The 13,168-nt window shown below is 72.3% G+C and carries 10 protein-coding genes and 1 pseudogene; 7 read left to right on the top strand and 4 right to left on the bottom strand.

Annotated elements, in window-relative coordinates; all coding sequences use genetic code 11:
* Window positions 1-47: 47 nt before the first annotated feature.
* A complete protein-coding gene (locus tag ASG32_RS19780) occupies window positions 48-1,271 on the bottom strand; it encodes a metallophosphoesterase (protein WP_056529766.1) in 1,224 nt (407 codons plus the stop codon).
* Window positions 1,272-1,688: 417 nt separating this feature from the next.
* Window positions 1,689-1,931: a hypothetical protein gene (locus ASG32_RS19775; protein ID WP_051123794.1), complete on the bottom strand. Its 243-nt coding sequence runs from the start codon at window positions 1,929-1,931 to the stop codon at window positions 1,689-1,691.
* Between the two features lie 524 nt (window positions 1,932-2,455).
* Here ASG32_RS19775 and ASG32_RS19770 point away from each other — a divergent pair.
* From ASG32_RS19770 to ASG32_RS19745, 6 genes and pseudogenes are all read left to right on the top strand, one after another.
* Window positions 2,456-3,256: a MetQ/NlpA family ABC transporter substrate-binding protein gene (locus tag ASG32_RS19770; protein WP_056529763.1), complete on the top strand. Its 801-nt coding sequence runs from the start codon at window positions 2,456-2,458 to the stop codon at window positions 3,254-3,256.
* Window positions 3,256-4,422, top strand: coding sequence for an ATP-binding cassette domain-containing protein (locus tag ASG32_RS19765; protein ID WP_056529760.1), 1,167 nt, complete (start codon window positions 3,256-3,258; stop codon window positions 4,420-4,422). Before ASG32_RS19770 ends, ASG32_RS19765 begins: the two co-directional genes overlap by 1 nt.
* A 78-nt stretch (window positions 4,423-4,500) precedes the next feature.
* A complete protein-coding gene (locus ASG32_RS19760) occupies window positions 4,501-5,154 on the top strand; it encodes a methionine ABC transporter permease (protein WP_020096012.1) in 654 nt (217 codons plus the stop codon).
* Between the two features lie 208 nt (window positions 5,155-5,362).
* Entirely contained in the window at window positions 5,363-6,607 is a 1,245-nt protein-coding gene (locus ASG32_RS19755) for an SfnB family sulfur acquisition oxidoreductase (protein WP_056529756.1), read from the top strand.
* A gap of 10 nt (window positions 6,608-6,617) precedes the next feature.
* Window positions 6,618-7,856: an SfnB family sulfur acquisition oxidoreductase gene (locus tag ASG32_RS19750; protein WP_056529753.1), complete on the top strand. Its 1,239-nt coding sequence runs from the start codon at window positions 6,618-6,620 to the stop codon at window positions 7,854-7,856.
* Window positions 7,856-9,228 (top strand): annotated as a pseudogene (locus ASG32_RS19745) (LLM class flavin-dependent oxidoreductase). The gene ASG32_RS19750 and the pseudogene ASG32_RS19745 overlap by 1 nt, the downstream one beginning before the upstream one ends.
* Here the strand turns inward: ASG32_RS19745 and ASG32_RS19740 are convergent.
* Complete coding sequence (locus ASG32_RS19740) at window positions 9,229-10,407, bottom strand: transporter substrate-binding domain-containing protein (protein WP_056529750.1); 1,179 nt, start codon at window positions 10,405-10,407, stop codon at window positions 9,229-9,231.
* A 1-nt stretch (window position 10,408) separates the two neighbouring features.
* Window positions 10,409-11,464 (bottom strand): helix-turn-helix domain-containing protein, encoded by a 1,056-nt coding sequence (locus tag ASG32_RS19735; protein ID WP_056529747.1) that lies wholly within the window; start codon window positions 11,462-11,464, stop codon window positions 10,409-10,411.
* 499 nt (window positions 11,465-11,963) lie between these two features.
* Between ASG32_RS19735 and ASG32_RS32735 the strand changes: the two genes are divergently transcribed.
* The coding region (locus ASG32_RS32735) for a S8 family peptidase (RefSeq protein ID WP_199866139.1) at window positions 11,964-13,168 on the top strand (1,205 nt) is incomplete at its 3' end.

Raw genomic sequence — 13,168 nt, 5'->3', positions numbered from 1 at the left:
TGGGGTGGATCGTGCGGTGCGGTGTGCCGCGATTCGGGCGGGACCGGCTACCAGTGCCGGCCGTTGCGGTTCGGCCCGAGCTGGTCGCCCCGGAGCCCCTTCTCGGGCCAGGCCGGCAGGCGGAACGCGTCGCTGCCGGGCCGCTCGTGCGCGGGCGGCGGCACGAAGCTCCGGTCCACGGGCTCGATCACCTCGGTGTCGGTGTGGCCGGTGCCGTCCGCGACCGTGACGGCGAGGCGGCGCGCGCCGTCCCGCCAGGGGATGCGGGCGTGGACCGTCCGGGGGCCGTCCGGCACCATCGGGTGGGCCGGGCCGCCATCGACGCGCAGGTGACAGCGCCACGCGGCCCGCGGCCGGTCCGACAGCACGAGGGCGCGCACGGAGACCGTGCCGTCGGCGGCGTCGAGGGGCGCCGTGGCGAGGCGCCGGTCGGCGGGGCTCGTGACCATCACGAAGGGCAGCGCCCGGTCGAGGGGCTTGAACCGCCAGCTCGCGACCGGCCCGTCGATCGCCGCGACCGCGTAGCCGACCGAGCCGTCCTCGTTCTGGCCGACCGAGCGGGCCGCGGCGTAGAGGGTGCGCCCGTCCGGGGCGAGCTCGTTGTAGTGGGTGTGGCCCATCTCGACGAGGCGGACGCCGTAGTGGCGGATCAGGCCGGCGAGCGCCGCCCGCTCGTCGGGCACGCAGAGGTCGTCCGGGTAGGTGTGGGCGAAGACCGCGCAGGGCTGGCCCTCCCGCTCGGCCCGGGCCAGCTCCTCGCCGAGCCACGCGAGCTGGTGGGGGCCGAGGCGGAAATCGAGGCCGAAGCCCTTCTGGCAGTAGCCGGGGCTGACCATGTCGAGGAACAGGCAGCGCACGCCCGCCCAGGTCTCGGCGAAGTAGTAATGCGTCACCGAGACGGGGTCGCGCGGGCGCGGCAGGTCGTGGCGCCGCGCCGCGTGGCCGCCGCCGCGCGGGCTGCCCGCGACCGCGGCGAACAGGGCGTCGAAATCCGCCATCGTGCCGTGCTGGCGGTCGTGGTCGCCGGCGATCAGGCGCACCGGCAGGTCCGGGTGCCGGTCCAGGGCCTCGCGCAGGACCGCGTACTGCTCCGCCCGCCCGTCCTCGGCGAGGTCGCCGGGGATGTAGACGAAGTCGAGGAGACCGTGTCGGTGCAGCCCCGCCACCTCGGCGAGCATCGCCCGCAGGTCGGCAGCGTGGGGGTCGGAGGCCCGCTCGAGATGCAGGTCGCCGACATGCGCGAAGGCGAACACGCCGTGGCTCGCCGTCATGGCGCGCCCGCGCGCCGTCTGTGGTTTCCCTGAGCCATCGTGCCCCCCGGACAGGCCCGTCCGCCCCGGCCGGAAGATCGGCCGCGGTGGTCGCGACCGGCCCGACGTTTCGGAGCCGGCGGGGTTCCGGCCCCGGGGGGAGACGCGCGCCGGTGGGGCCCTACATTTTCGTGAGCGCGGGCCCGATCCGTGCCCAGCGCCGCGAAGTGTCGTGAAAACAGACACTCGCTGTCCTCTCAGCCGACAAATCCGGGCGATGTCGGCGCAAGGTCAGCCCGGGGTCAGGGTCAGCCCGGGGTCAGCCCGGGGTCAGCCCGGGGTCAGCCCGGGGTCAGCCCGGGGTCAGCCCGGGGTCAGCCCGGGGTCAGCCCGGGGTCAGCCAATGACTCCGCCGGCCGGCGGGCCTGTCGGCGCGCCTCAGTGCACGCGCCGGAACAGGTCCGGCAGGTAGCGTTCCAGGGTCTCGTGTCCCTCGAACTGCACGTCCACGGTGGCGGCCGCGCCCCACGGGCGGTGGAGCCCCACGACCCGGCCGCGGGCATGGCGCCAGATCCCGAGGATCTCGGCGAGGTCGAGCCGGTCGAACACCACCTCGTCGCCCGGGGCGAGGGCCGGCGCGGCGAGGCCGGACCAGGCCTCGGGGACCGGGCGGCGGGGTATCTCCGCGACCCGGGAAGGCTCATCCCCCGGATCGAGGATGGGGGAGAAGGTTTCGTTCGCGGAGTGCTCGCGGAAGAGCATGATCTTCACTAAGCCGTTGCGATGACTGGATAATCGCAGGTTCATTCCGATCCGACAAGGCTTGTTCCGACGCCCCGCCCGCCGGACCGACCTGTATTCGGCGCCCGGTCCGGCCGACCGGGATCCGCCCGGGCGCCGCGCCCCGTCCCCGCGACCGGACCACCCGCGGGACCGCGCGCGGGGCCGGACCGGCGCCCCGCGGGGGCGCAGCATGCGCCTCTCCGGTTCAGGGGTATCGGGAGATCGTTCGTGTCGTCGAACGACGATCTTTAGAATTTCGGGGCGGGCCGCGCTGATCTAAACCTGACGCGAGACAATCATCCACGTGAGACGGCGCCTGTCGACTTGATGGATCGTGTCCGCATGCCTTCGGATGCGGCGCGAACCATCGCGGCCCGGCAGCCGGACTTGCCCCCGTCCATCCCGATCAGAGTTCCCGCCCGATGAAGTTCCTGCGTGTCCTCGCCGTCGCGGCGCTCAGCCTCGGGGCTCTGCCGGCCGGGGCGGAGACCCTCCGGGTCGGCGTCGTGCCCGGGGCCTACGGCGACGCCGTCACGGTCGCGGCCCGGGAGGCCAAGGCCGAGGGCCTCGACGTCAAGGTGGTCGAGTTCAGCGACTGGACGACGCCCAACGTCGCCCTCGACGCCGGCGACATCGACGTGAACTTCTTCCAGCACCGCCCCTTCATGGAGAACGCCGCCAAGCAGAAGGGCTACGCGTTCGACATCGTCGGGCTCGGGATCCTGTCCAATATCGGCCTGTACTCCCTGAAGCATAAGAGCTTCGACCAGATCCCGGCGGGCGGCACGGTGGCGATCGCCAACGACCCGGTGAACCAGGGCCGCGGCCTGCTGCTCCTCCAGAAGGCCGGACTGATCACGCTGAAGGACGGTGTCGGCTTCCTCGGCACCCTCGACGACATCGTCGAGAACCCGAAGACGCTGCGGTTCACCGAGGTCGAGGGGCCGCAGCTCGCGCGGATCACCGGCGACGTCGACCTCGCCCTGGGCTACCCGCACTTCATCGTGGCGGCCGGCAGTTTCGACCCGACCAGCGGATTGATCTATTCCGGTATCGAGGACCGGCGCTTCGCCGTGAGCTTCGTCACCAAGGCCGCCCGCAAGGAGGACCCCGTGATCCGGAAATTCGTGACGCTCTTCCAGAACTCGGAGGCCGTGAAACAGCAGATCCGCAAGTCCTTCGCCAACAGCGACAAGCTGTACCTGCTGGCGTGGCAGAACTGATGGTCGGCCTGATCTTCGACAGCCTGCGCGATCCGGGCACGCCGGCCGCGGCCGGGCGGACGGGCCCGGGCGCCGCGACCGCCGCCCGGGCCCCGGTCGCCGCGCCCGGCAGCGAGGCCGGCCGGGAGACCGGAACGGTGCGGTTCGAGTCCGTCTCGAAGACCTACCGCTCGGCCGCCGGACCGGTGCAGGCGCTCGACCGGGTGGACCTCGCGATCCCCGCCGGCGCGATCTTCGGCATCATCGGCCGCTCGGGGGCGGGCAAGTCGAGCCTCCTGCGCACGGTCAACCGGCTGGAGGCGCCGAGTTCGGGCCGGGTCCTGGTCGACGGCGCCCCGATCGACGCCCTCGACACCGACGGGCTCGTGGCCCTGCGCCGGCGCATCGGCATGATCTTCCAGCACTTCAACCTGCTGGCGGCCAAGACCGTCCGGCAGAACGTGGCGCTGCCGCTGACGGTCGCGGGGGTCCCCCGGGGCGCGATCGGCCCGCGGGTCGCGGAGGCCCTGCGCCTCGTCGGCCTGGAGGACAAGGCCGACACCTACCCGTCGCGGCTCTCCGGGGGCCAGAAGCAGCGGGTCGGCATCGCCCGGGCGCTCGTGAGCGATCCGGAGATCCTGCTCTGCGACGAGGCGACCTCCGCCCTCGACCCGGAGACGACGCTGGCGATCCTCGACCTGCTGCGCGACATCAACCGGCGGCTCGGGATCACCATCATCCTGATCACCCACGAGATGAGCGTGATCCGCGAGATCTGCAGCGACGTGGTGGTCCTGGAGGGCGGCCGGGTCGTCGAGACCGGGCCGGTCTGGCGCGTGTTCGGGGCGCCCGAGCACCCGACCACCCGGGCGCTGCTCGAACCCCTGACCCGCGGGCTGCCGCCGGATCTGGCGGCCCGGCTGCAGCCGCGGCCCGCGCCGGGCGGCTGGGCGATCCTGCGGATCACCTGCTCGGGCCGGGCCGCGCCGGATCTGTCGGGCCTCGCGGGGGCCGGGGCGCCGGTGCGCCTGCTCCAGGCGGGCATCGAGCGGATCCAGGGCCACGCGGTCGGCCGGATGCTGGTGGCCGTCCCGGCCGAGGACCCGGGCGCGGAGGCGCGGCTGCGGACGCTCGGCGGCGACGTGGAGCGGGTCGGCTACGTCCCCGCCGACCCGGCGGAGGGGTGAGACGATGCGGGACCGCTCCTCCCCCGATACCCCGACCGCTGCACCGCCGCCCCTGCACCCCGAACCCGGAGGCCCGCCATGTCGCCGCAGATGATCGAACGCCTCTGGCAGGCCTTCCTCGACACCGCGCTCATGGTCGGGGTCTCGGCCGGGATCGCCGTGGTCGCCGGCATTCCCCTGGCGCTGTTCCTCGTCACCTCCGGGCCCGGCGGCATCTTCGCGGCGCCGACGGCCCACCGGGTGGTCGGAACCGTGGTCAACGGCTTCCGGGCCGTGCCCTTCATCGTGCTGCTGGTGGCGCTGATCCCGTTCACCCGGCTGGTGGCCGGCACCACGATCGGCGTCTGGGCGGCGATCGTGCCGCTCTCGGTGAGCGCGACCCCGTTCTTCGCCCGGATCGCCGAGGTCTCGCTGCGGGAGGTGGATGCGGGCCTGATCGAGGCCGCCCAGTCCATCGGCTGCCGGCGCCGGCACATCCTCGCCCACGTGCTCCTGCCCGAGGCGCTGCCGGGCATCGTGGCCGGCTTCACCATCACGGTGGTGGCGATGATCGGCGCCTCCGCGATGGCCGGCGCGGTGGGCGCGGGCGGGCTCGGGGACGTCGCCATCCGGTACGGCTACCAGCGCTTCGACACCACCGTGATGGTGGTGGTGATCGCGATCCTGATCGCCCTCGTGTGCGCGGTCCAGTTCGCGGGCGACACCGCGGTGCGGCGGCTCCGGGCCCGCTGAGCGAAACCGTCCGATCTGGGCGATCCGACCGGGAGCCTGCAACCATGGATCGTCCCCGGTCGACGACCTCGACATCGCCGTCCGCGCGCGCGGAGCGAAGCCGTCCAGGCCGCGCCGCGTCTTCCGACCGCGCGTGGGCCCCGGGTCGCTTCGCCGCGCTCGCGATGACGGCGGGACGTCCCAACCCGAGCGGTCAACCGGAAACCGTATGAGCCTGCACCTGGACGATCCCGTCACCGACCCGGTCGAAGATCGGCTGCCGCCGCCGCCGGCGCCGCCGCACCGGATCCGCTCGGACGCCGAGGCGATCGCGGCCGCGCGGGCCGTGGCCCGGATCTTCGCGGCGGGCGCGGCCGAGCGCGACCGCGACCGGCGCCTGCCCTGGGCGGAGATCGCGGCCTTCACGGAGAGCGGGCTCGGCGGCATCACGGTGCCGCGCGAACACGGCGGCGCCGGGGTCTCGCACGCGACGCTCGCGGAGGTCTTCGCGATCCTCGCCACCGCCGACGGCTCGGCGGCGCAGATCCCCCAGAACCAGTTCGGCGTCCTGGCGCTGGTCGCGGCCGCCGCCAGCCCCGCCCAGCAGGCGCGGATCTACCGGGACGTGCTCGCCGGCCACCGGATCGGCAATGCCGGCCCCGCCCGCAACGGCAAGGCGATCACCGGCGTGGACACGCGGCTGACCGCCGGGCCGGAGGGCCCGCGGCTCAGCGGCACGCGCTTCTACTCCACGGGCGCGCTCTTCGCCCACTGGATCCCGACGCGCGCGGTCGGCCCCGACGGCGGGCCGCTCCTGGTCTTCGTGCGCCGGGACGCCCCCGGCGTGCGGGTGGTGGACGACTGGCAGGGCTTCGGCCAGCGCACCACGGCGAGCGGCAGCGTGATCTTCGCGCAGGCCCCGGTCGAGGCGGAGCTGACGATCGACCTCGCGCCCCTCGCCGGGCGCCCGGGCCTGTTCGGGCCGGTCTCGCAGCTGATCCACGCGGCGATCGACGCCGGGCTCGCCCGGGGCGCGGCCGCCGCCGCCCTCGACTTCCTGCGCACCCGGACCCGGCCCTATCCCTTCACCGCCGAGACCGTCGCGGAGGATCCCCACATCCTCGGCGAGGTCGGGCGGCTCACCGTCGACCTGCACGCCGCCGAGGAGGTCCTGGCCCGGGCCGGACGGGCGCTCGACCGGATCGCCGCGGCCCCCGTCACCGCCCAGAGCGCGGCCGAGGCCTCGGTGGCGGTGGCGCAGGCCAAGATCCTCACCACCGAGATCGCCCTGGAAGCCTCCGAGCGGCTGCTCGAGCTCGCCGGCGCCTCGGCGACCCGCGACCGGTACAATCTCGGCCGGTACTGGCGCGACGCCCGGGTCCACACCCTGCACGACCCCGTGCGGTGGAAGTACCACCTCCTCGGGAACCACGCCCTGAACGGCGTGCTGCCCGCCCGGCACCAGTGGAACTGAGGACCGGGCGATGCCGCTCCAGCCCCACGAGACCGCCTTCACGCAGGCACCCGCGCCGCCGCGCCCGGTGCCGGTCCTTCCGGACGCCGCCGCGGCGCTCGCCGTCGCCGACCGGCTGGCGGAGGCCTTCGCCGAGGCCGCCGCCGAGCGCGACCTGGAGCGCCGCCTGCCGGTCGCCGAGATCGCGCGCTTCACCGAATCCGGCCTCTGGGCGATCACGGTGCCGAGGGAATACGGCGGCCCCGGCCTCGACAGCGCCACGGTCGCCCAGGTGATCGCCCGGATCGCCGCGGCGGACGGCTCCCTCGGCCAGATCCCGCAGAACCATTTCTACGCCCTGGAGGTGCTCCGCAACGGCGGCACCGAGGCCCAGAAGCGCGCCCTCTACGGCCGCGTCCTGGCGGGCGAGCGCTTCGGCAACGCGCTCGCCGAGACCGGCGCGCGCGACCACACCCGCCGCACCCGCCTCGTGCGCGACCCGGCCGGCTGGACTGTCGAGGGCCGCAAAGACTACTGCACCGGCTCGCTCTACGCCCACCGCATCCCCACCCTGGCCAATGCCGAGGAGGACGGCCGGGCGGTCGCCTACCTCGTCTTCGTCCCCCGGGACGCGCCGGGCGTGACCCTGGTCGACGACTGGGACGGGTTCGGGCAGCGGCTCACCGGCTCGGGCTCGGTCCTGTTCGAGCGCGTCGCCGTGGAGCCCGACTGGGTGGTGCCGTTCCAGGCCTCGCTGGAGCGGCCGACCGCCCTCGGCCCCTTCGCGCAGATCCTGCACGCCGGGATCGATCTCGGCATCGGCGCGGGCGCCTTCGCGGCGACCTTGCCCTTCGTGCGCGACCGCGCCCGGCCGTGGATCGATTCCGGGGTCGCGCGGGCGAGCGAGGATCCCCTGACCCTCCACGCGCTGGGCGACGTCCAGGTGCGCCTCGCGGCGGCCGACGCCCTGCTGGCGCGGGCCGGCCGCTTCGTCGACGCCGCGCAGGAGGCCCCCGACGCCGACAGCGTCGCGGCCGCCTCCGTGGCGGTGGCGGAGGCCCGGGCGGCGAGCCACCGGGCCGGCCTGCTCGCGGCCAACAAGCTCCTCGAGCTCGGCGGCACCTCCGCCACCGACCGGGCCGAGGCGCTCGACCGTTACTGGCGCGACGTCCGCACCCACACCCTGCACGATCCGGTGCGCTGGAAGTACCACTGGATCGGCGCCTACCACCTCGACGGCCGGCAGCCGCCCCGGCACGGAGCGCTCTGATGGCCCTCGGAAAGAAGCAGATCCTGCTGAACGCCTTCAACATGACCTGCGCGGGCCACATCAACCACGGGCTCTGGACCCACCCGCGCGACCGCTCGGCCGATTACAACACGCTGTCCTACTGGACCGAGCAGGCGAGGCTCCTGGAGCGCGGCCTGTTCGACGGCCTGTTCATCGCCGACATCATCGGCGTCTACGACGTCTACGGCGGCGGCATCGACGTGACCGCCCGGGAGGCCGTGCAGCTCCCGGTCAACGACCCGACCGTGATGATCTCCGCCATGGCGGCGGTGACCGAACATCTCGGCTTCGGGGTGACGATCAACGTCCACCAGGAGGCGCCCTACACCTTCGCCCGGCGCCTCTCGACCCTCGACCACCTGACGGGCGGCCGGATCGGCTGGAACGTCGTCACCGGCTACCTCGACAGCGCCCACCGCGGCCAGAGCGGCGGCGCGTTGCCGGCGCACGACCGGCGCTACGACTACGCCGACGAGTACCTGGAGGTGCTCTACCGGCTCTGGGAGGGCAGCTGGGACGACGCGGCCGTGCGCCGCGACCGGCGGCCCGGGTGTTCAGCGATCCCGCCCATATCCGCAAGGTCGCCCACCGGGGCGAGTTCTTCGCGGTCGAGGGCTACCACCTGTCGGAGCCGTCGCGCCAGCGCACGCCGGTGCTCTACCAGGCCGGCGCCTCGGGCCGCGGCCGCGCCTTCGCGGGCCGCCACGCCGAGTGCGTGTTCATCTCGGCCCGCGACCCGGCCACCGCCCGCGACTCCGTCCGCGCCATCCGGGCCGAGGCGGTCGCGGCCGGCCGGGAGCCCGACGACGTGAAGGTGTTCGTCGGCCTCGCGGTGATCCCCGGGCGGACCCGGGCGGAGGCCGAGGCCAAGCGGGACGAGTACCTGTCCTACGCGAGCCCGGAGGCGGGCCTCGCGCATTTCTCCGCCTCCACGGGGATCGACTTCGCCCGCTACGGCCTGGACGAGCCGATCCCCTACGCGACGGGCAACGCCATCCAGTCGGCCACCGCGGCGGCGGCCAGGCGCGGGCTGACGAAACGCGACCTCCTCGCCGAATTGCAGCTCGGCGGCCGCTACGCGGTCCTCACCGGCGACGCGGTGACGATCGCCGACGAACTCCAGGCCTGGATCACGGAGGGCGAGGTCGACGGGTTCAACCTCAGCCGGATCGTCGTGCCGGAGAGTTTCTCCGACTTCATCGACCTCGTGATCCCGGAACTGCAGGACCGCGGCCTCTACAAGACCGCCTACGCCGAGGGCTCGCTGCGGGCGAAGCTGTTCGGCGCGGGCGACCGGCTGCCCGCCCGCCACCCGGCCGAGGCCTACCGCGGCGCGCCTCGGCGGCCCTGATCAGCGACCCTGGGACTCGCCGCTCTCGGAGCCGAACCAGCGGCCGTAGATCTCGTCGTAGCGGCCGTCCTCGCGCAGGCCCAGCAGGGCCTGGTTGACGCGCTTGCGCCGGGGGTCGTTGGCCGGGAACAGGATGCCGTAGGATTGCCGGTTGAACGCGGTGCCGACCAGGCGCAGGGCCTCGTGGCCGGGCCGGGTCGCGTAGTAGCTGAGCGCGGGGGCATCGTAGACCACTGCCGCGACCGTGCCGGCCCGCAGCGCCGCGCAGGCCTCCTCCAGGGTCGCGAAGCCCACCGGCGTGGCGAAATGGTCCGCCAGGTAGGCGACCGAGGTGGTGTCGGCGACCGTGCCCACCCGCTTGCCCGGCAGGTCCTGCGGGCCGTTGATCGCGCCGCGCAGACGCTCCACGGTCGCCGTGCTGGTCAGGCCCGCGGTGAACCACGCCACTAGGGCGATGCAGGTGAACAGCCAGAGCACCGTGACGGCCCGCGCCAGCGGGCTGCGCGGCATCTCCTCCGCCTGGGCGGCGAGGCTGCTCAGGGCCCACCAGACGACGTGGGCGAAGCCGCGCGCCGGTCCCGAGCGCGCCGCCATGCCGCCGGGGTGGCGCCGCTCGAGCCACCAGACCAGGGCCGCCACCGCCAGGATCAGGGCGGCGAGCCCCAGCAGGACCTGCAGGAAGGCGGCGTCGCTCAGGAGCGCCCGGAGAGCCCGCGCGGTGGCCGAGCCGGTCGCGTCCGGCTCCGACCGGACGGCGATGCGCAGGCCGGTCTCCAGCATCGTGACGGAGAAGTCGAAACGCCGCTCGCGCTCCGCGGTGATCGACACTGCCGCGATGGCCAGGTCCGCGCGCCCGTCCGAGACCGCCGCGAACAGCGCCGGCAGGTCGTCGACGCGCAGGTAGGCCGTCCGGACGCCGAGATCCCGCGCGATGGCGTTCCAGAGATCGATGCTGAACCCGCGCAGCCGGCCGTCCTCGTCCATGACCAGGGGCGGCACCGGATGGGTCGCGACCCGCCACGTCTCGGGCTCGCCGGTGCGGAGCGCGGGCGCCGTCTCCCGGGTCTCGGCCTGGACGGGGCCCGGGGCGAGCGGCGCGGCGGCCGCGAAACACAGGCCGAGGGACAGGCAGAGGGACAGCGCCCCGGCGCGCAGCCGGCCGGCCGGCCGGCGCGGCACGTCAGAGGCTCTCGATCCAGTTGCGCAGGACGGCGCCGGGCGCGGGTTCGGGGCCGGTCTCCAGGCGCTGGGACGCGTCGCTCGGGATGAAGCCGAACCGGCGCTTGAACGCCCGCCGGAAGGTCCGCTCGTCCGAGAAGCCGACCGCGAAGGCGACCTGCGAGATGCGCAGGGGTTTGGGGGCATCGTCGCGCACGAGCATCCGCATCGCCGCCATGAGGCGGCGGTCGCGGATATACGCCACGATGCCGTTGGGGGCGAACAGCCGGTACAGGGTCGAGCGCGACAGGCCGAGCCGGGTCGCGATCAGGGCGGGCGTCAGCTTGGGGTTGCCGAGTTCCGCCTCGACGAGGCGGCGGACCCGGATCCGGATGTCCTGGTGCTGGGAGGGGCGCCCCTCCTCCTGTCCGCGCAGCCAGCTGGCGCAGAGCTGGGTGATCGCCGCCGAGGCCGCCAGGGCCTCGCGGCGGTCGAGGAGGTCGCCGCAGGCGACGACGTTGGCGACGAAATTATGGACCAGCCGCCCGAACGGGTCGCCGTCGTGGTCGAGGGGGCGCCCGTGCAGGGCGTCCGGGTGGCAGCCCTGCTTCTCCAGCAGGGCGCGGGGGATCACGACGTTCGTGGCGTCGACGGCGCCCGCCACGATGCGCACGGGCTGGGCGAGGTCGAAGACGATGCACTGCACCTCGTTCACGGGGCCGGTGCCCTGATCGGTCTCCACGCGGCTCTGCCCCCGCCGGTAGAACTGGAGCAGGATGTGGTCGAGGCCCTGCTGGCCGATCATCTCCCGCGTCCGCACGAGGGTGTGGGCCGGCGCCACCACGTCGCCGACCAGCAGGTCGCCGAGATGGTAGCTGCGCATCGCGATCGGGACGGTCAGGTCGGTCTCCGGGCGGAAGCTCACGTCGAAGATGGGCGCGAGATGGTCCTGCCACGCCCGCCCCAGCGCCGCGGGATCCCCGGGCGGCTCGAACCGCAGGCAGGCGACCTCGCCGCCCGGAGCCTCGCCCCCGGCCGGCGCCGCGTCCGGGTCCTGGTTTCTCTCCTCGGAAGACATACGTAGAACCTGACACCTGCTGTTCGCGCGACCGATGAAGAACGGGGGCCTGCCCCAAGGTGACGCGTGGCAACGCGGTCCGGTCGTCCCGCACGTTAGCCACGCCCACCCGGACAGTCTTCCTGTCTCCCGCCGACCCGGGCGGCTGTACACTGTCGTTTGCCGGGGCGGCGTGCGATTCGACGCGGGCGCCGCCCGACCGGACCGCCCCCGGTGCAACGTCCGATCAACGTGACCCGCGAGCCGGCGGTGTGGTTCCATCCGTCCCAGAAAGGGGGATCCCCGTTTCAGGACGTCGCGCGCGGCGCCGGGTGTGGCCGCGATGTGATAGTCCGTTAAAGCCGCATTTTCTAACTCCCGTGCAAAGCTTGCGGCAGGCATGACGGGGGTCAGTCCGGTGGTCCAACAGTATAGCGACGTAGAGCGCGTGACCGGATCCTGTGATCCGAGCCGGGGCGCGCGCGCCGGAACCCGGCGTGGCGGCCCCGTACGGCTCGGATTGCTGGTCGGCAGCTCGCTCGCGACGCTCGCGCTGGCTCTGGGACCTGTGGCGGCGCAGACCGTGCCGGCGCGCTCGCCCTCGACACTGGGACTGACCAAGCAGGATTTTGAAACACGCGAGTACTGGAATGACTGGGGCCTCGGGGCGATCAACGCCTCGACTGCGTATGCTCGCGGGTTCACCGGGCTTGGGGTTTTAGTCGCCGTCATCGACACCGGTATAGATGCGACACATCCGGAATTCAGGAATTTGACGAATCCAGGCGGTTCGCGAATCTCGCCTGCCTCAGCCGATTTCTACGAGTGGTATCCGCAAACGCCTACTCCATTCACTATGCCCTCCGTCGTTGACAGAGACGGCCATGGTACCCACGTCGCCGGAACCATCGCCGCAGCACGCGACGGTGATCCCGCGGGCATGATGGGCGTCGCCTTCGAGAGCAGAATTCTTGCCTTGCGCGCTATCGTTGGAACTGATGACAGCCAAACATACAATCGGCCGAGGATGCAGCTGGGCGGAGACACTGCAGCTGCAATCGAATATGCAGCACAGAACGGCGCCCGCATCATAAACGGCAGCTATGGGTACTCTTTTAAAGACTCAAATGTATATCAGAAGTACAGCTACGAAGCTATGAGCGCGGAGCACCAAGCATTAAAGGAAGCTTCGAGCAGAGATGTGTTATCTATTTTCGCAGCAGGGAACAATCACGTCAGCGGAAATCTGTACAATTGGGCAAACGCTTCAAGTGCATCTTTAATTCCCTACATCCGTCCAGAGAATGCTAATTCCGGCGTTTATCGCTTGTACGACATCAATGGTATCGAGCAAAAACAGGTCGATTTCTCCGATGTTTCGGGATATATCGTCGCCGTTGTAAATGTTGATGAATACAATAGGCCAAATTGGTCGAGCAACTTGTGCGGAGCCGCAGCAGCTTGGTGCATTTCTGCGCCTGGGACAAATATTTATTCTACTTGGCCGCTGAATATGACCCCAGCCGATCAGATGACGGCCGGCTATTACTCGATCAGCGGCACCTCGATGGCCGCGCCGCACGTAGCGGGTGCCGCCGCTGTCCTGCGTCAGGCGTTCCCGTTCCTTACGGCGCCGCAGATCGCCCAGACCATGTTCACCACCGCCACCCATCTCGGCGACGGGCCCGCCAACGCCCCGAACGCCACCTTCGGCTGGGGCCTGCT

This window comes from Methylobacterium sp. Leaf361, assembly GCF_001424445.1.
GTDB lineage: Bacteria > Pseudomonadota > Alphaproteobacteria > Rhizobiales > Beijerinckiaceae > Methylobacterium.
This window is presented reverse-complemented; position numbering and strand designations above follow the sequence as displayed.

Excerpts from the sequence above, each read along its gene's own strand:
- ASG32_RS19735 (WP_056529747.1), bottom strand. The coding sequence starts at position 11,464 with ATGTCTTCCGAGGAGAGAAACCAGGACCCGGACGCGGCGCCGGCCGGG.
- ASG32_RS19755 (WP_056529756.1), top strand. The coding sequence starts at position 5,363 with ATGAGCCTGCACCTGGACGATCCCGTCACCGACCCGGTCGAAGATCGG.
- ASG32_RS19780 (WP_056529766.1), bottom strand. The coding sequence starts at position 1,271 with ATGACGGCGAGCCACGGCGTGTTCGCCTTCGCGCATGTCGGCGACCTG.
- ASG32_RS19760 (WP_020096012.1), top strand. The coding sequence starts at position 4,501 with ATGTCGCCGCAGATGATCGAACGCCTCTGGCAGGCCTTCCTCGACACC.
- ASG32_RS19765 (WP_056529760.1), top strand. The coding sequence starts at position 3,256 with ATGGTCGGCCTGATCTTCGACAGCCTGCGCGATCCGGGCACGCCGGCC.
- ASG32_RS19770 (WP_056529763.1), top strand. The coding sequence starts at position 2,456 with ATGAAGTTCCTGCGTGTCCTCGCCGTCGCGGCGCTCAGCCTCGGGGCT.
- ASG32_RS19750 (WP_056529753.1), top strand. The coding sequence starts at position 6,618 with ATGCCGCTCCAGCCCCACGAGACCGCCTTCACGCAGGCACCCGCGCCG.